The sequence below is a fragment of the Collinsella aerofaciens genome (assembly GCF_015561195.1).
GTDB lineage: Bacteria > Actinomycetota > Coriobacteriia > Coriobacteriales > Coriobacteriaceae > Collinsella > Collinsella aerofaciens_AC.
Genome location: NZ_JADMSU010000001.1, coordinates 427,212 through 444,587 on the forward strand (window position 1 = coordinate 427,212; position 17,376 = coordinate 444,587).

Annotated in this window: 16 protein-coding genes; 1 reads left to right on the forward strand and 15 read right to left on the reverse strand. The window is 62.5% G+C overall.

The genetic code is table 11. The features are described from left to right. Positions 1-15: 15 nt before the first annotated feature. The 10 genes from I2H81_RS01905 to tmk form a co-directional block, all read right to left on the reverse strand. Positions 16-444, reverse strand: a complete 429-nt coding sequence (locus I2H81_RS01905; protein WP_055310425.1) for a hypothetical protein — start codon at positions 442-444, stop codon at positions 16-18. Between the two features lie 5 nt (positions 445-449). Beyond that, positions 450-1,529: an NAD(P)-dependent oxidoreductase gene (locus I2H81_RS01910; protein ID WP_195644312.1), complete on the reverse strand. Its 1,080-nt coding sequence runs from the start codon at positions 1,527-1,529 to the stop codon at positions 450-452. A 98-nt stretch (positions 1,530-1,627) separates the two neighbouring features. After that, a complete protein-coding gene (locus tag I2H81_RS01915) occupies positions 1,628-2,581 on the reverse strand; it encodes a DegV family protein (protein ID WP_195644313.1) in 954 nt (317 codons plus the stop codon). A 79-nt stretch (positions 2,582-2,660) separates the two neighbouring features. Then, positions 2,661-3,245 carry a ribosome hibernation-promoting factor, HPF/YfiA family gene (hpf, locus tag I2H81_RS01920; RefSeq protein ID WP_055285508.1) on the reverse strand — a complete coding sequence of 195 codons (585 nt, stop codon included), beginning with the start codon at positions 3,243-3,245 and terminating at the stop codon, positions 2,661-2,663. A gap of 317 nt (positions 3,246-3,562) precedes the next feature. Then, positions 3,563-4,555, reverse strand: coding sequence for a substrate-binding periplasmic protein (locus I2H81_RS01925; protein WP_195644314.1), 993 nt, complete (start codon positions 4,553-4,555; stop codon positions 3,563-3,565). A gap of 750 nt (positions 4,556-5,305) precedes the next feature. Then, a complete protein-coding gene (locus I2H81_RS01930; protein ID WP_195644315.1) occupies positions 5,306-6,415 on the reverse strand; it encodes a hypothetical protein in 1,110 nt (369 codons plus the stop codon). Positions 6,416-6,425: 10 nt separating this feature from the next. Then, positions 6,426-7,232: a double zinc ribbon domain-containing protein gene (locus I2H81_RS01935; RefSeq protein WP_229107996.1), complete on the reverse strand. Its 807-nt coding sequence runs from the start codon at positions 7,230-7,232 to the stop codon at positions 6,426-6,428. Between the two features lie 102 nt (positions 7,233-7,334). Next, positions 7,335-9,035, reverse strand: coding sequence for a PSP1 domain-containing protein (locus tag I2H81_RS01940; protein ID WP_195644316.1), 1,701 nt, complete (start codon positions 9,033-9,035; stop codon positions 7,335-7,337). Further along, on the reverse strand, positions 9,026-10,153 hold the full coding sequence (locus I2H81_RS01945) for a DNA polymerase III subunit (RefSeq protein ID WP_195644317.1): 1,128 nt from the start codon (positions 10,151-10,153) through the stop codon (positions 9,026-9,028). Before I2H81_RS01945 ends, I2H81_RS01940 begins: the two co-directional genes overlap by 10 nt. Position 10,154: 1 nt before the next feature. Continuing rightward, positions 10,155-10,838, reverse strand: coding sequence for a dTMP kinase (tmk, locus tag I2H81_RS01950; RefSeq protein ID WP_195644318.1), 684 nt, complete (start codon positions 10,836-10,838; stop codon positions 10,155-10,157). A gap of 240 nt (positions 10,839-11,078) precedes the next feature. Between tmk and I2H81_RS01955 the strand changes: the two genes are divergently transcribed. Continuing rightward, the gene (locus I2H81_RS01955; protein WP_195644319.1) at positions 11,079-12,062 is read left to right on the forward strand and encodes a zinc-ribbon domain-containing protein; all 984 of its coding nucleotides are present in this window, start codon (positions 11,079-11,081) and stop codon (positions 12,060-12,062) included. Positions 12,063-12,205: 143 nt separating this feature from the next. Here I2H81_RS01955 and I2H81_RS01960 read toward each other — a convergent pair whose 3' ends face one another. Genes I2H81_RS01960 through I2H81_RS01980 form a run of 5 tightly spaced genes read right to left on the reverse strand, consistent with a single transcriptional unit; the run spans position 12,206 to position 17,326 of the window. After that, positions 12,206-14,800 (reverse strand): DNA topoisomerase I, encoded by a 2,595-nt coding sequence (locus I2H81_RS01960; protein WP_195644320.1) that lies wholly within the window; start codon positions 14,798-14,800, stop codon positions 12,206-12,208. Positions 14,801-14,854: 54 nt separating this feature from the next. Beyond that, positions 14,855-15,538: a hydrogenase nickel incorporation protein HypB gene (gene hypB / locus I2H81_RS01965; RefSeq protein ID WP_195644321.1), complete on the reverse strand. Its 684-nt coding sequence runs from the start codon at positions 15,536-15,538 to the stop codon at positions 14,855-14,857. Positions 15,539-15,593: 55 nt separating this feature from the next. Beyond that, a complete protein-coding gene (gene hypA, locus I2H81_RS01970) occupies positions 15,594-15,950 on the reverse strand; it encodes a hydrogenase maturation nickel metallochaperone HypA (RefSeq protein ID WP_022093859.1) in 357 nt (118 codons plus the stop codon). Positions 15,951-15,956: 6 nt separating this feature from the next. After that, positions 15,957-16,748, reverse strand: a complete 792-nt coding sequence (gene tatC, locus I2H81_RS01975) for a twin-arginine translocase subunit TatC (protein ID WP_195644322.1) — start codon at positions 16,746-16,748, stop codon at positions 15,957-15,959. Beyond that, complete coding sequence (locus I2H81_RS01980) at positions 16,748-17,326, reverse strand: twin-arginine translocase TatA/TatE family subunit (protein WP_195644323.1); 579 nt, start codon at positions 17,324-17,326, stop codon at positions 16,748-16,750. The genes tatC and I2H81_RS01980 overlap by 1 nt, the downstream gene beginning before the upstream one ends. Positions 17,327-17,376 lie beyond the last annotated feature (50 nt).

The following is a 17,376-nucleotide window of genomic DNA, read 5'->3' on the forward strand; positions in this document are numbered from 1 at the left end:
AGTTACCTCTTCTTTTTATTTCTTGGCGTGCTTGCCAGCACCCTTGCTGTCATCGGTGACCGAGATGAGCTGTCGGTCGGCCGCGCCATTGCGACGTGCGCGGCGGCGCTCCTCGGCGTCGCCCGCGTCGGCGGCGGCTCGATGAGCCTTGTTGACGTTAAAGACCTCGTCGTGCTTGCGCCACGGACCGACGGACTCGCCAAAGCTCATCTTAAGACCGGCGATAAAGCCACCGAGCCAGCCGATCGGCGCAAACTGCACCAGCGGGAATAGCGAGAACACCCAGGTCAGCAGGACGACTGCCGCCGCTCCTGCAAAGTTGGCAATCCAGTAGTCGCGCTTGGTGATCACGCGCTTTTCGCACGCCCACTGGCCGCACAAAAAGCCGATGTAGATCGCAAAGAGAAAGAGCACCAGCGCAAGCACCACGAACGTCCAGCTCATGGGCGCTACTCCCCGTGATGGTGGCCGCAGCAGCACTCGTGGCCGTCGTCATGGCCGTGGCCGCCGCAGCACTCGTGGTCCTCGCCGTGGTGGTGGCCACAACCGCACTCGTGGTCGTCGCCATGCTCGCCGCAACCGCAGCCTTCCTCGTGAGCACCGTGCTCCTCGGGACGATACTGCGACCAGTCCAGACCGGCGGCAATGGCATCGGCCTCCTCCTTATAGAGGACCGTGATGGCCTGGGTGCCCAGCTTGGCGCCACCGATGGCGTCGAGCATGTCGTAGAGCGTAAAGGCCACGTCGGCACCGGGCAGCGCAAGCTCGCGGTCGTCGGCGTAGGCAAGGGCCAGGCGCAGGTCCTTAATGAAGTGCTCGACCATAAAGCCGGGCTTGTAGTCGCCGTCGAGCGCCTTGGGGGCCAGGCTCTCCATGGCGCCGGACTTGCCGGTGCCGCCCAGGATCATCTGGCGGGTCTTCTCCAGGTCAAGGCCGCTCAGCTCGGCAAATGCCAGCGCATCGGCCATACCGACCATGCAGGCGCCCAGCGACACCTGGTTGGCGAGCTTGGCAGCCTGGCCCTTGCCGGCGCCATCGAAGCAGCAGATATTTGCCGTAAAGGTGGCAAGGATGTCGCGGACTGGGGCGATATCGTTCTCGGTAGCGCCCACGATAGCCGTGAGCGTGCCGGCGATAGCACCCGACTCGCCGCCGGTGACGGGGCAGTCAAACGCCATGCGGCCGGAAACCTGGGCGGCCTCGGCAATGTCGCGCGCCAGCTCGGGCGAGCTCGTGGTGAGGTCGATCAGCACCGCGCCGGGCTTAGTGCAGGCCAGCAGGCCGTCGCCCGCCAGGTAGAGTTCCTCGACCTCGGAGGGATAACCCACCATGGTAAAGACGACGTCGGCGTTCGCCACGGCATCTGCCGGCGTATCGGCCCAGACGGCGCCGTGCTCGATAAGCGAGGCGGCCTTGGACTTGGTGCGGTTGTTGACCGTGACGGGATAGCCGGCATCCAGGATGTGGCCGGCGATGGGGGCACCCATGATTCCGGTGCCGATAAATGCGACAGAGAGCTTGTTTGCCATGAAACCTTTCCTTTTGGGTTGGGTGTTGTTACCAGGTTGAATACTCGGTGCCAGCGTTTGGGCTGTGAGTTGGGATCGATTACGGCCGCGTTACTTGCCTACTGGCCGCGCACGCGGCGGGCGATGCGGTCGGAAAGCGACGCCTTGTCGGCGCGGTTCTTACCCCAAAACGCGCAAGCCACCATGCCGGGGCCCACGTGCGAGCCGATGGTGGGACCCACGGAGCTGCGAATGATCGTGACGTCGGCGCAGCCCTCCTCCTTGCGGATGGCGGCCTCGAGCCAGTCGCCGTCCTTTTCGGCATCGGCCGTCATGATGGCGATGGGCATGGTGCGGTCGGGCACGTAGTTCTCGCGGAACGACTTGAGGATGGACTTGAGCGCCTTCTTGCGGCCGCGGTTGACGCCGATCAGCGACAGCGAGCCGGCCAGGTCGTAGGAGAGCTCGGGCTTGACGTCGAGCTTTGCCGTGAGCTGTGCCGCCGCGGGCGGAATGCGGCCGCCGGCAGCCAGCGCGTCAAAGCTCTCGAGCGTAAAGTAACCGTGGACATAGGTCTTGGCCTCGTTTGCCCAGTCGACCAGCTGCTTGGCGGTCAGTCCCGCCGAACGCTGGCGCACGGCCTCAAGCGCCAAGAGCTCGCCGGTCGCACAGGGCAGAGCGTTGTCGACCACGTACAGCTCAAAGTTGGGATACTCGGCGCGCACGGCGTCCGCCGCCTGGCACGCGGAGTTGTAGCTCGACGACAGCGCCGAGGTAAAGCACAGGTAGACCGTGGGCGTACCCTCTTTGGCGCACTCGGTAAAGAACTCGATATAGCGACCGAGCGACACAGCCGAGGTGGACACACGGGCACCGGCGCGCATGCGGTCGTAGAACTCCTTGGGTGTGATGCTCGACCAGATGTCATCCGTGCGCTCCTCGCCATCGATAATGAAGGGGAAGCCCAAGATATCGACATCGAGGTTCGCGGCGACCTCGGGGCTAAAGTCGCAGCAGGTATCGACGACGATGCGGCAACGGTCCGAATGACCGGCGGATGCGACCTTGTCCATCAAAGCGACTCCTTACGTAAAAAGGCGGCCACCCGCATGGGATGGCCGCCAACCGTTAACTCATGCAAGTTAACGTATTTTACTCGTCAAGTGTTTCGATACGGGGCTTGATGATGCCATATCCACCATTCTTACGGTGATACACCACATTGATGAGGCCAGTCGTCGCGTTCTCGAACACGTAGAAGTCGTGACCGAGCAGATCGGTCTGCACCAGCGCCTGCTCCTCAGTCATCGGGGTGACATCGATGACCTTCTCGCGGACGAGCAGGTCGTCGTCCTCCTCGGGCAGCAGCAGGTCGGCCAGATCCTCGACGCGCTCGACCGGCGCGACATCCGCGGCGCTGGCACCGCCCTGGCGGTTGTCCACAACCTTGGTCTTGAACTTGCGCAGCTGGCGGGTGACCTTATCGGCGGAGAGGTCGATGGCGGCGTACATATCTGCACCATGCTCGGCAACGCGAATCACCGAACCGCGGGCGCGAACCGTAACCTCGACGATTGCCGGGTTGGGGTTCGAGGGGTTCTTCTCATAGCGAAGTACAACGTCGACCGTCATGGGCTCGATATCGAAAACCTTGAGCGCCTCGCCGATCTTCTCATCCACATGCGCACGCAGAGCATCGGTTACCGTCGTCTTGCGTCCAGAAACCTTGATATCCATACGTGGCTCCAATCTGCCTCGGGGACTTACTGTACTGGCTATGTACCCATTGCCGTGCATTTAATCACGCGGATTCCCAAAGACCCGAATAACGATTGCTTGATACCGCATACCGAAGTCTCGCACTTTTCTGTGGCAAAGTGCGCTATAGGAGGGCGACGACGACTTTGTATTTGGTCCCGAAAATTGGCTTTGACCTGCTGGTTTTATAGAGATGAAAAAGCCGGGCTCCCCTATTGGAGAAGCCCGGCAGTGCGTGTTGAAACCGTGAAGAGGCGTCTCTCCTAGCGCATAGGAGACGCCACCCCTAGCAATAACTAGCTATTAAGCTTGTTAATGTCGTCGTCGGTGATGGTGTCTTCCTGGCTGGACGATTTGTCTTCGGAGGATGCGGTCTCATTGTTGGAATCGGAGGACTCGCTGCCGGAGGATGCGGAGCCAGACGACTGAAGGTTGACACCAGATACTGTCTTAGTGGTGAGGTCGTAGGGCATCGTGCCATACCAGACGCAGTGGACTGCCTCGAGCGTACCGTCGACCGTGATGCCGTCGAGGGCATCGCTCACGGCACGGCACAGTTCGTCATTGGACGAGAGGCCCGCAACACCAAGCGTCGAGGGCGCCTCGAGCGCACCGACATAGGAGATCTCGCTCATCAGGCGTGCAAGGTAGCCGCCGGCCGTGGAGTCGCAGATCACATAGTCGACTTCGCCGGACTCGAGCGCCTCAAAGCACTCGTTGATGTTGGGGTAGGTCTTTTGGTTGGCGGTGATGCTCTGCTTAGCAAGCGCCTCCTGCGAGGCCGATGACACCTGGACACCCAGAGTAGACGTGTTAAGGGTATCGGTGGAAACGTTTAGCGACCCACCATCGCTGGTTCTACCGAACACGGAAGCGGCATCGTACAGGCAGGTGCCGAGCGAGCTAACGTCCCCGTCCGTGGAGTTGATCTCGCCGATAAAGATATCAGCCTTTTTGTCGCCGAGCGCGGAACCTGCCGAGGACGCATCGACAAAGGCGACCTTGAGGCCCATGCGGCTTGCGAGGGCGCGGGCAGCGTCGACCGCATACCCCGTGAGCTCGCCGTCGGCGCCCTGCATGGCCTGCGGCGCATCGGAGGTATCGAGGGCAACCGTCAGGGTACCGGGAGTGACCAGGGCATCATCCGACACCGTGGGCGTGACGGTCTCGTACTCGATCTGGTCGATCGTGGGAGTCGTGAACGTAGACAGCGGGTTGAACGCGCATCCGCTCAGGCCCAAAACGGCGATGACCGCTGCGGCCCCAGCACCTAACCGAGCCGCGTGCATCAAGCTGCCCCTCACCATATCCACTACCCTGCCTTCTGTGTCGTATACGATCCGTGCGTCGCGCGGAATATCAGATTGTTCCCACCAGCTGACCTGGTATTTGACCCCACACTTGCGCACCGGGGTGTTTGCTCGGGAGGCCGCAGCCACCTTCACGACTGGCCCGCTCGCCCGCGAGGCGGTATTGCCCCAAAGAAAGTAGAACGGACGGTGCGGCTTACATCTAGGACGCGCCATGATCGCGCCGCGCGCACGCGGTCGCTTACGTGGATCCCTTTGACCGCGTCTGTCTTGGACTAGGACGGGCATTTCGTCCGTCCGCAACCACAGCCTGGTAGGAACGTAGCGCATTATAGCTAAGTTCAAGCTAAAGTTTAAGGTTAGGGGCGTCATTCGCATCGCGAGTACAGATTTCGCAGGTCGGAGTGGGCTATTCGTGCCCCCATGAAGCCCGGAGCTCCCCTATGGGGAGCTCCGGGGCGCCCTTCTTGGGGTGCCGTGGCCAAAAAATGGCAAATATGAGTACTGTCACCAATTTAGTAACAGGCAATTTTGGCCTCTCGGACAGATTTTGCGCTTAGTGTCGCCAACCTGATGCTTAGTTATTCCACATTTGTTTATTATCTTCTTACTTTATGCCGCCTCCGAGTCCTAAATTCCTTGATTTTGCTGTTACTGATTTAATGACAGTACTCATATTTGCCATATTTTGGCCAGGGCATATGATTAACCCCCTAATTTCGACGTGAATTAGACCGGCTTAAGCCCAAAACACGCCCGCAGCGTGTTAAGCAACGCCTCTTGTTTCTTCCTGCGGGCATCGACACGATTCCGGTACCGCTTTCGCATACGCTGGTGGATGCGCCATGCGAGCGCTTCCATCGCTTCCATGTCGCAGAGCATTTCGTTGTTGACCGTCGCGACCTCGATTCCCATAGTAGTCAAGCCCGTGTTGCGCTTTTCATCATGGATACGTCCCCTCCGAGAGGAATGGCCCAGCTCACCGTTGTATTCCAGGTCAAACCGGGCTGCCTCTTGATACGCATCGCAAACTGCATGGGGCATCCCCGAGATTGCCTGCGCACGGTCATCGAACTCGATCTTGCAGTCGGTCTTAAAAGGTCCGCAGGCAAACCCGCCATAGGAAAACGGAAGCGAAAACAGGGCGAGCATGATGCACTCCATGGGTGAGCGCAGGTTTTCAGACAGGTAGGGGCACAGGCGCAGCAGCTGTTTGGCCACATTCCCCTTGCATGCCGCAAGGTAATCTGCCAGGCGATCGGGCGTCAGCGCCGGCTCGACTTCAAAGTAGCCCACGTCTGCTGGCTGGTCCTTGTCCTTTGCAAGTTTATTCGTAACAGGCGAGGTGTAGGGAGGCAGATACTTCCCGCGGTCGCTCAGTGAAATCTTAGAGCACAGCTCCTGGGCCAGGGCAAACGCCTGGATGCAGCCGACCTCGCGCGCAACGGCAACACAAAGGGCCTCGGGAGATAGGCCGTACACCCCCGGTTCCACCTCTAGAATCGAGCCGGCGGGCAACCCGGAACATACGGACCAGCCTACGCCAGGCATGCGGCGGCGCTGCGCCGCAGATCCCACCAGCAAGCACAGATCTTCTTGCACCTCGCCGCTTTTGGCTCCAATTCGCACCAAGTCAGGAAGATAGATATCCTCGGTCGAGGGCGACGACGTGCGCAGCACACGGCGCTCTTCATCGGGATTAAGGTCCTTCCAGCTGATATAACCCATCTGCCGGCGCTCGGCGCGCATCATGCGCAGCGCTGAAGCGCCTGTTAGGATTACGGAAGCCGCTAGCTGTTCGCCTGTCGGCTCGTTGCGCCGCTCAATCTTCACTGCCACAAAACCACCCCTACCAAACACGTGCGATAGCAAGGCCATCGACTGCCGCAGCGCCGGCACGCTTGAGCTCCGCCGAGGCTGCTGCCATGGTCGCGCCCGTGGTAATGACATCATCGATAAGCAGTAGGCGGCGGCCGCGCACGTCCTCAACCGTCTCGTACATGCCTTGGGCACGCTCGCGACGCTCCTCACGACCGAGTTCGCGCTGGTCGCTATGCCCGTACTTGACGAGGGCATCGAGCAGGGGAACACCCGACAGCTCGCAAAATGGGCGCGCAATGGCCTCCATATGATCAAAGCCACGCCGCCGAAACGCTGCCGCCGTCGCAGGCACAAACACCACCGCATCCGCACCGGACAGCACACCTCCTAAGCGTTCGGGCGCTACGACCTGGGCATGCAGGGCGGTGTCGTAAAGCAGCTCCGCCAGATACGGCGCCAGGCGTCGCTCGCCCGCGTCCTTGTACGCTTTAATGATGCGCGGCAGCGGATGCGCATAGACGGAGCACGCCAGGCAGCGGTCGAGCGCCTCCGCCATTGCCGAGGACGTGCCCTCGACCGAACACTCAGTGCACAGCAAATCCCCAAACGGGGCGCCGCATCGGGTACAGCTATGACGTGGGTCGATGAGCGTGAGCGCGGCCAGGCAGTCTTGGCAAATAAGCGCACCGGCGCGCTCGCAGCCGGCACATCGTGTTGGCGACAATACCTCGAGTGCCTCGCGTGCCGCCCGCTCGGCAAACGGCAGCAATTCGTCCGCAAACGGTAGGGCGCCGGCACCCTGCAGACGGCTCAATTTGTTCAGATGGCTCTTCAAGACACAACCCTCCCTACGTTCGGTCGCAGGGAGGGTTGTTGATTCAGCGCTATGGTACCCCGACGCGATTGAGGTAAGGCGGGTTAAATCCGCTCGCGGGCGTTATTCGCCGGCGGGCGGTTGTGGTGCGGCCGAAGACGGGGTCGAGCCCTCGCCACCATTCTGGCGCGGCTTGCGGGAACGGCGACGGCGACGGCGCTTTTGGCCCTGGTCGGCCGAGCCCTCGCCACCGCGATCTTCGCGCGACTCGCGCTCGTCGCGAGCGGCGCCACGCGAAGCCTTGGCAGCCGCTCCCCCGCCATCTCCGGGACGACGGCGCGTGACCTTGACCTCGCCATCCGAGACCTGATCGGCAACGGAGGGCACTGAGGGCTTCTGTTGCGTGCCCGAGGAATGGCGACGGCGCGGACGCGGCGCGCGCTCATCCTCGCCACGTGACTTGCCGCCCTTGTCGGCAGACGCATCGGAGGCCGAGGCGCCCTTGGAAGCGACACCAGCCTCGCGAGCAGCTGCGGCGCGGAAGGCGTCCTCGCGCTCCTCGCTCGACAGATGACGGCGGCGGCGACGTGTGGGGTTCATGCCACCGCCGCGATTCTGCTGCTGGGGTTGCTGAACCTCGCGCTCGCGAGAGGCGTTCTTGCCCGCGGCTGCAGCCTCGGCAGCATCGCCCGAGCCTGCGCGCTTGCGACGACGACGGCCACCGGCGGCCTCCTCGGCCTCAGGCGTTGCGGCATTGCCACGGCCCTTTCCGCGGCCACGACCCTCGCCCTGCCCCTGACCGGCGCGAGCATCGGATTCAGCATCGCGACGACGGCGCTTGGGCATCGAAGTGCCGGCCAGACGGTCGGCACTCGACAGGCCATCGCCCACGTCGACGCCGTTCTCGCGATCGAGTTCCATGAGCGCCAGGCGCATCTCGGGCGACTCGATGCGCTCGAGCACATCGCGCGTCACGCAGTCGGGGCGGCAATTGCAGCCCTGCTCGGCAGCCTTCTTTTTGCAGCCCTCCGAGCACGTCATATCGGCCAGGTTGACCTTAAAGACCTTGCCGTTCTCCAGGCGCAGCACCAGCTGCTCGCGCGGCGTGTCATATTCCTGAATACGCGCCTTGCCAAGTGGCGTATCGATAAGCGTCTTCTTTTTGGGCGCGCGGCTCTTAAAGTCCTTGTAGGCCTCGAACTCGTAGCGCAGGCAGCACATCAGGCGGCCGCACACGCCGCTGATCTTGGAGGAATTGAGCGGCAGGTCCTGCTCTTTTGCCATGCGGATCGAGACGGGCTCAAACTGTCCGCCAAAGCGCGTGCAACAGAGCTCCTGGCCGCACTGGGCATAGCCGCCCACCAGGCGGGTCTCGTCGCGCACGCCGATCTGGCGCATGTCGACGCGAATGTGCAGCGTCGAGGACAGATCCTTGACGAGCTGGCGAAAATCGACGCGCTCCTCGGCGGCAAAGTAGAACACGGCCTTCTCGCCGCCAAACAGGTACTCGACGCCGACCGGCTTCATCTCGAGGTCGAGCTCTTTGACCAGACGGCGGAAATCGACCATGGCCTCGTCACCCTGGATGGCCAGGTCGTCGGCAAGCTGCAGGTCGATGTCGCTCGCCACACGCAGCACGGGCTTGAGCGGCTGACCGATCTCGTCTTGCGGTACCTCGAAGGGATCAGCCGTGACCAGGCCGATCTCGGTTCCGCGCTCGGTGGAGCAAATAGCGTAATCTGCCTCGAGGATATCCAGGTCCTGCGGGTCAAACCACAGGTCGCGCGAGGCGTAGGTAAACTTAACGGGTACGACTAACGGCATTTCAGTGCCTTCCTGATATCGAACAGCATGACCTCGATGGCCAGCTGGGGAGTAACGTTTCTGGCGATGTTGCGCTCGGCGGTTGCGACCGCCTCGAGCGCCTGGGTGGCACCCGCAACATTGGTCGCGACGGCAAGCCGACCGATCGTGTCGCGCACATCCTCGTTCACCACGTCGGCTGCCTCGTCCTGAAGTGTCAGCAGCACGTCGCGCATGAGCGTCCGCGCGCTCGCCAGCGCTTCCATGATACCCGAACGCTCGCGCGCGTTGAGTTCGCGCTTGTTGCGGTCCTCAAGCTGCTTCAATGCTCCACGCGACAGGTAGTCGGCGTTTTGCTCGAGTACCTTTTCCTGCGTGGACTTGACCTCGGCGAGCGGCGCCTTAACGGCGACGATGAGCGACTTGGCGCGGCTGAGCACGTCGGCCTCGTCGGCGGCAATGAGTGAGTCGATGGCACGGACCATCTGACGGCGGGCATCCTGGCGCTCGGCGCTCTTAAGAAACTCGATGCCGCGTGTGGGGCTTCCCGCCACGGCGACCGCCATGCGGCAACGCGCAGGGTCCTGACCGGTGGCGCGGCTCACGGCCTGCGCGGCGACGGCGGGCGATACCAGCCGAAACGGCACGCACTGGCAACGACTCACGATAGTGGGCAGCATCACGTCGGCCGAGGTGCCCAGTAAGATGAACATAACGCCCTCGGGCGGCTCCTCGAGTGTTTTGAGCAGCGCGTTGGCGGTGTTGGCGCGCAGCTGCTCGGCACGGTCGATGATGTAGACCTTGGCCTTGGCACGGATGGGCGCCAGCGGCACGTCATCGAGCAGCTCGCGGGTCTGGGCAATGAGGTAACCCGTGGCGCTCTCGGGCGTGTAATAGTGCACGTCGGGATGCGTATGCCGAGCAACGCGCACGCAGCTGTCGCATGCGCCGCAGCCGTCCTGCTCGCACAGGAAGGCCTGGGCGAGCGCCCACGCGGCGTCGAGCTTGCCCGCGCCGGGCGCGCCCAAAAACAGGTAGGCGTGCGATGCGCGACCGCTAGCGACGGCATTGGTCAAAAAGTCGCGCACGCGCTCTTGGGTGTCGAGCTTGGCCAGCAGGCTTGCCTGAGCGGGAGCCATGTTACTCGGCCTCCTTGGCAAGCGCGGCGGCGACGGCTTCCCGCGGAATGTCGAGACCGTACGCGCGAACCTGCTCGACCGTCTTCTCGAAGACTTCCTCGACGGTCGTAGTGGCGTCGATGAGCTTTACGCGGTTTGGCTCCTCGGCAGCAATTGCGCAAAACCCCTCGTAGACACGCTCCTGGAATGCCATGCCCTTGGCCTCCATGCGATCCGCCGCGCCACGGGCTGCCATGCGTAGCGCCGCCTGCTCGGGCGTGATGTGGTAGACGAGTGTGAGCGCCGGGTGCGTTCCCGCGACGGCCAGGTTGTTGGCGTCGCGCACCATCTGGCGATCGAGGCCGTCGGCAAATGCCTGGTAGCAGGTCGTGGAATCGTAGAAGCGATCGCACAGGACCACCTTGCCGGCCGCAAGGGCGGGGACTATGACCTCGTGCACCAACTGGGCGCGCGCCGCCTCGTAGAGCAGCAACTCGCAGGTGTCTCCCATCGCCGTGTTGGCGGGGTCGAGCAGCAAAGCGCGAATCTTTTCGCTGATGGCGGTGCCGCCCGGCTCGCGCAGGCTCACAACCTGGTAGCCAGCGAGTTCGAGCGCGCGGGCAAGCAGGCGCGCCTGCGTGGACTTGCCGGCGCCGTCGACGCCCTCGAGCGTGATAAAGCTATGTTGAGCAGGCTCAAAAGCCATGGGCGCAGCCCCTTCCTACAAGGCGCGTAAATGCGAGTTATAGCAACCAAGCCATGATACCCCAGTGCTCGGCGCGTCCCCAATGGCTAAAGGTGCCTTTCCAAAGTTGCGGTGAAATAGGGGCTGATTGAAGCTCTGAGACCGCCAAACAGTCCCTATTTCACCGCAACTTATGATGGGGAATTTTGGATGCTGGGTATAATCGTCGTATTGCATTGAAATGTGGCGAAAGGAGTGGCAATGTCTCGGTATTGCGCCTCGTGCGGCAAGCTTCTTGCGGATGATGCCAAGTTCTGCACCTCGTGCGGTGCACCCGTTGAGCAAACAGCCGCGAGCGATAGCCAGCCCGCTTTTGAACAGACCGGCTCCCTTGATACGCCGCAAGCCAAGGCGGACGACTCCCTCGCTTATAGCCCCGACCCCGCCGCAAGGACCGAGGCCGTCGAGACCACGCAGCGCATACCCGTCGCGAGCGGCTCGCCCCAACAGCAGCCGGCCCCCGCATACGTGCCCGCTTCGCCACAGACCCCCGCTCCCAAAAAGAGCGGCACCGGGCCGCTTATCGCCGTTATCGTTGTGCTGGTGGCGATCATCATCGCCCTGGTCATCTTCTTTGCAATCAGACCGTTCGACAACGCCGCCACGCAGACGACTGCCGAGGTAGCTAAGCTGCACCATGACGTCGACGACGATGACCTAAAGCCTCTCGGCGATCCCAACAGCCTGTACGACGATGATGACGATGACGACGAGGATGGCGGCGAAGCAACGCTCTCTGAGCAGAACCTCTACCGCCGACTGAGCGAATACTACGACCTGCTCGAAGATCTCGACAGCCAGGTCCGTGGCTGCGCGCAGAACTTCAACGGCAACTATCTGGAAGAGGATCGAACCACCCGTCAAAATCTCGCCGACGTCGCCGAGCGCACGGAGGACACCATCGAGCAGTATTACGACATCGTCGAGGACCTGGACGTCCCGACGAGCTCCAAGAACTACAGCTCCTGGAAGGACATCATCGCCCTGTACGACGACCTGGATCACCGCATTGACGCAATCTGTGATGCCTGGGAGATCAGCCTGAAATACGCCAAGCCTGCGGACCACAAGAATGAGATCGTGGCGCCGCTGTCGCGCGACAACGTGGCGGGCACCAATGACAATAAGTACCGCCTAGACTTTGAGGAGCGCTATCCCGGCGCCAAGCCTGTCGAGGTGAACTAGCGCTTTGTCGTTCCCGAGCCGGCAGTTAGGGACGTTCCTAAACTGCCGGCAGAAAAGGAACGTCCCTAACTGCCGGATAAAAAACGAGCGTGGATCATAGGACCCTCGCTCGTTTTGTTTTGGGCAATGTTTCGACTGCGCCGTTACTTGTCGGCGGCTGCTTTCGTGGCAGTCGACTTCTTCGCGGTCGTCTTCTTGGCGGCAGTGGCTTTCTTAGCCGTCGTCTTCTTGGCCGCCGTCGTCTTCTTTGCCGTGCTCGCCTTGGTTGTCGTCTTGCGGCCGCGGGCGGGCTTCTTCTCCTTGGTCGGGCAGTCCATGTTGACGCAGATACGCCACGGACCGCGCGCCGTGTTGACCACCACGATGGGGGCGCCGCACTCGGGACAGGTCTCGCCCGTCGCCTCGAGCTTGCCACGCGCCGGCAGCGGATAGCTCACGCCGCAGTCATCGTAGTTGGTGCAGCGGATAAAGCGCTTGCCGCTCTTCTCGCTCTTGTGCGCGATCAGGTCGCCATGGCGTCCGGCCTCGGCACACACCTTGCACTCGCCCACTTTAAGGTCGGGCTCGTAGTTGGTGGGGCACGTCGGGTTCACGCAAATCTCGAAAGCCTTCTGGCGGAACGGCTGACACTTGATGCGCGGCGCACCGCACTCGGGGCACACGGCGGCCTCGCCCTCGAGCGGGCTCACCTTGACGCCGCTCGGCACCGGATAGGTCACGTCGCAGTCGGGCCAGCCCATGCAGCCAATGAAGCTGCCGCGGGTCTTGGCGCTCGTCTTCATAACCAGGTCCTTGCCGCACTTGGGGCAGGTGCCCACGCGCGCATCGGCCGTGACGGCGTCGCTGATGGCGTCGCCGAGCTCCTGCGTATGCTTGAGCAGCTCGTCGAGCACGCCGGCCAGCAGCGCACGCGAGTGCGTCACGACATGCTCTTCGGTGTCCTCGCCGCGCTCGACGCGAGTCATGTCGCCGTCGAGCTCGCTGGTCATATCGGGGCTCGTGATGCGCGGGGCAAACTGCGTCAGCGCGTCGATGATGGCGATGCCCAGCTGGCTCGGCTCAACGGGATCGTTTTTGAGGTAGCGCACGGCGTACAGGCGCTCGATGATGCTCGCGCGCGTGGACTTGGTGCCCAGGCCGCGCTTTTCCATCTCCTGCACGAGCTTGCCCTGGCTGTAGCGCGCGGGCGGCTCGGTCTGCTTGGCCTCGAGCTTAATGTCGAACACGTCGACCGTGTCGCCCTGCTCCAGCGGCGGCATCTGCTCGTCGCGCTTGAGTCCGTACGGGTACGCCTCGCGGAAACCCGGGGTCACGAGCACATCGCCCGAAGCCACGAACGGCTCACCGTTCACGTCGAGCTCGAGCTTGGTATTCTCGATGGTCGCGGGACCCATAAGCGTCGCCAGGAAGCGGCGGGCGATGAGGTCGTAGAGCTTGCGCTGGCCGCCGTCGAGCGTGGACGGATCGCCTTCGCCCGTGGGGTAGATGGGCGGGTGGTCGGTGGTCTCGACTTTGCCGCGCGTGGGCTTCATGGGGCCGGCGAGTACCTTTTTGCACACGGGCGCCAGCGCCGGGTTGATCTTTGCCAGGTCGCTCACCACGGCGCCCAGATCGAGCGTCGCAGGGTACACGGTGTTGTCGACACGCGGATAGCTGATGAGGCCCGCCATGTAGAGGGACTCGGCGATGCGCATGGTACGTGCAGGTGAGATGCCCTCGGCCGCGGCGGCAGCCTGCAGCGAGGTCGTCGCAAACGGCGTGGGCGGCTGCTGCTTGCGGGAGCGCTTGGTCACCGCGGCGACGGTTGCCGTCGTAGCGCCGTCGACGTGGCCGTACGCCGTCTCGGCAGCATCTTTGTCGGTAAAACGTGTCGTCTTGTGCGCAATCTTAAAGCGGTCATCCTCGGCAGCACCCTGAGCGGCACCCATGCCGCGAATCTGCCAATAGTCCTCGGGCACAAACGCCATGCGTTCGCGTTCGCGCTCGACCACCAGGGCGAGCGTCGGAGTCTGCACGCGGCCGGCGGAGCGCACGTTGCCAAAGCCGCCAAACTTGGCGAGCGTCAGGTAGCGCGTGAGCACCGCGCCCCAAATGAGGTCGATGTGCTGGCGGCTCTCGCCGGCGTCGGCCAGATTCTGGTCGAGCGAGACAAGATTGTCGAAGGCCTGCGTAATCTCGGCCTTGGTAAATGAAGAATACTGGGCGCGGGCGACCGGCAAGTCCGGCGCGACCTCGCGCACCTTGTTGAGGGCGTCCGAACCGATCAGCTCACCCTCGCGATCGAAGTCCGTGGCGATGATGACGCTGTCGGACTTTTTAGCGAGGTTCTTGAGCGAACGAATGAGTTCTTTCTCGGCCGGCAGCTTAATGACGGGCGCCCAGGTGAGGTAAGGCAGGCTCTCGAGCTTCCAGCCCTTGATGGAGATACCATCGGCAAGAAACGGCTTGCGCTTGGTGTCGTAGGGCGGACGAGCCAGGCCATCGGGCATGTCGGCCGGCAGCATCTCGCCGTCCTCGGTGACCGAATACCAGCCCAGCTTTTTATCGAACAGCACGCTGTCGCAAAAATCGGGTGCCAGGATGTGACCGGCAAGGCCGATGGTCACGCACTCCTCGCCCTTCCACTCAAAACGGTAGATGGCGGTGTTGTACACCTTGTCCTTTTTGGGCTTACCCGTGGACAGCCGCTCGGCGATTTGACGCGCGGCATCGTTTTTCTCGGCGATGATGAGCTTCAAAAGAGGCTCCTATCTCGTATCTCTGCGGCTACGCCCGCCCGTATGGCGGCCGACTTACGCCCTTGCTTGCTCAATCTGCCCGATGAGCCAATCGCACCAGGCATCCATGCCCTCGCCCTTGCGCGCGCTCACGGCAAACCGCGGCGCTTGCGGATTGAGGTCATCGAGTGTCTTAGTATACCTATCCATGTCAAAATCGAAAGCCGGAGCCACGTCGACCTTGTTGAGCAGCTGCGCGCCGGCGTGTTGGAAGATGCCCGGGTACTTGATGGGCTTGTCGTCGCCCTCGGGCACCGAGAGAATCATGATGGACAGGTTCTCGCCCAGGTCAAAGTCGACCGGGCAGACCAGGTTGCCCACGTTTTCGATAAAGATGACGTCGATGTTCTCCAGACCGACGGCCTGGTCGAAGGCGTCGACGGCCTCCATGATCATGTTGCCCTCGAGGTGGCACAGGCCGCCCGTGTTGATCTGGATGGCGGGCATGCCGGCTTCCTTCATGGTGATGGCGTCGACATCCGAGGCGATATCGCCCTCGATGACGGCACAGCGCAGGCCGGCTTTGTCACGCAGACGCTCGTTGGTGCCCAGAATCATGGTGGTCTTACCCGAGCCGGGGCTCGACAGCACGTTGATCACGTAGATGTTCGTCTGTTCAAAACGCTTGCGCAGTTGATCTGCCAGGCGCTCGTTGCGCGACAGAATCGGCGACGCGATATCAATCGTTTTCTCGGCCATACTTAGCGCTCCTTACTTTGGCCCCTTTATACCCCGTTCCCAGGTGGCTGGCGGGCTAATCGTCGGGGGTTTCGATTTCGATACTGGCGATGTCGAGCTCGCGACCGTGCAGCAGGCGCACGTTGGCGCCGCCACACTGGGGACAGCGGCAGTGGAAGCGGTCATGATCGAAAACCTCACCGCAGTCCAGACACTCGCTTTGTGGATGGACCTCCTCCACGGCAAGCTCGCAGCCGCGCGTAAGCGGGTCCTCGTCGCGAAACGTCTCCCACGCAAAGTCGAGCGCCTCGCGCACAACTTCGGTCATATCCCCGATACGCAGCGTTACCAAAACGGCGCGCGAGGCCCCTGCCCCACGCGCCGCGCGAATCACTGTATCGAGTATGCCGTTGACAATGCCAACCTCGTGCATACCGATTTACTCCTCGTCGTCCTCGTCGTCCGAGAACAGGTCCAGACGGCTCACGAACAGGCCCTCCTTGCCCTCGCGCGCGGTAATGACCACGCGAGCGATGGCGAGCGAAATCTCGTAGAGCGAGAGCAGGGCGCCATACATGAGACCCAGCGTAACGGGCGAACCGTCGGGCGTAATCACAGCCGAGCCCACGAGCAGGCCAACGTATACGTAACGCCAGGCGCTGCGGAAGGCCGCGTAGGACACGAAGTGGAAAACGGACAGGTAGAAGATGATGAGCGGCAGCTCAAACGCCACACCAAAGCCGATCATAAAGAGCAGCTCCATGTTGACGTAGTCCTCCAGATTGGGCCACGCCGTAGCGACGGCCGAGGTCTCGCCGATGAGCCACTCAAAGCCTGCCGGGATAATGATGAAGTAGCAGAAGATGGCACCCAGGAAAAACAGCACCGTCGAGGTGAGCACCGTGGGCACGACCCACTTGCGCTCGTTGGGGCGCAGTGCCGGCAGGAAAAACGCCAGGATCTGCCAGATGATCATGGGCGTGCACATGACCACGGCCATCTTGATGGCAAGCGAGAAGCGCAGGCCAAAGCCGCCGAGCGTGGTGGTGATGTAGAACTTCCCGTCCGGCACAAAGGAACGGATGGGGTCTTTCAGGATGTCGAGCACCACGGGCGTGGCGAAATACAGCACGATAGCGGCGGCAAACACCGACACGACCACGATGGTCAGGCGGCGACGAAGCTCTCCCAGGTGATCGAAGAGCGGCATACGCGCAGGTCCGATAGGCATTACTCATCGCCTCCCTTCGGGGCGTCGGCGGCAGCAGCGTCGTCCTCGGCCTCGAGCTCGCGAGCGAGCTGGTCGACGACGGCCTTGCGCTTGCGGGGACGACGGGCGTAGAGGTCAGCCGTCGTGGGCTCTGCCGGCTCGGGCTCCGGCTCTGCAGCAGGCTCGGGCTCGACGGCAGCATCAGCAGCAACGGCAGGCTCTGCACCCTCGGCCTCCTCGGCAGCATTCTCGCCCTCAGCAGCACCCTCGCTTGCGGCCTTCTCGGCAGCAAGACGGGCGCGACGCTCGGCAAAGGTCTCCTTCTTGGCGGGCGCTGCCGTCTCGGCGGCGTCCTCGTCCGCATCGGAATCGTCGTCGGTCGCAGCAGCCTTCTTGGGCTTGACCGGGGCCGACGCGGCCTCGCTTACCGGATCGATAATCTCGGACTGAACAACGGCCGTCATCTTTTCCTGCGTCTCGCGGAACTGACGGATGGCACGGCCGATCGTACGGCCCATCTGCGGGAGCTTATCCGGGCCAAACAGCAAAAAGCCGAAGACCACGATGATCGCGAGCTCACCCTCTCCAATACCAAACACACATACCTCCAAGGCTCGATGTGAGTCGAGCCCGCACCGCGCCATTCGGC

Bases quoted from the DNA above. Each gene is read 5' to 3' on its own strand.
- hpf (WP_055285508.1), bottom strand. From the start codon at position 3,245: ATGGATATCAAGGTTTCTGGACGCAAGACGACGGTAACCGATGCTCTG.
- tatC (WP_195644322.1), bottom strand. From the start codon at position 16,748: ATGCCTATCGGACCTGCGCGTATGCCGCTCTTCGATCACCTGGGAGAG.
- hypA (WP_022093859.1), bottom strand. From the start codon at position 15,950: ATGCACGAGGTTGGCATTGTCAACGGCATACTCGATACAGTGATTCGC.
- hypB (WP_195644321.1), bottom strand. From the start codon at position 15,538: ATGGCCGAGAAAACGATTGATATCGCGTCGCCGATTCTGTCGCGCAAC.
- I2H81_RS01910 (WP_195644312.1), bottom strand. From the start codon at position 1,529: ATGGCAAACAAGCTCTCTGTCGCATTTATCGGCACCGGAATCATGGGT.
- I2H81_RS01915 (WP_195644313.1), bottom strand. From the start codon at position 2,581: ATGGACAAGGTCGCATCCGCCGGTCATTCGGACCGTTGCCGCATCGTC.
- I2H81_RS01945 (WP_195644317.1), bottom strand. From the start codon at position 10,153: ATGGCTCCCGCTCAGGCAAGCCTGCTGGCCAAGCTCGACACCCAAGAG.
- I2H81_RS01955 (WP_195644319.1), top strand. From the start codon at position 11,079: ATGTCTCGGTATTGCGCCTCGTGCGGCAAGCTTCTTGCGGATGATGCC.
- I2H81_RS01925 (WP_195644314.1), bottom strand. From the start codon at position 4,555: ATGCACGCGGCTCGGTTAGGTGCTGGGGCCGCAGCGGTCATCGCCGTT.
- I2H81_RS01905 (WP_055310425.1), bottom strand. From the start codon at position 444: ATGAGCTGGACGTTCGTGGTGCTTGCGCTGGTGCTCTTTCTCTTTGCG.
- I2H81_RS01940 (WP_195644316.1), bottom strand. From the start codon at position 9,035: ATGCCGTTAGTCGTACCCGTTAAGTTTACCTACGCCTCGCGCGACCTG.
- tmk (WP_195644318.1), bottom strand. From the start codon at position 10,838: ATGGCTTTTGAGCCTGCTCAACATAGCTTTATCACGCTCGAGGGCGTC.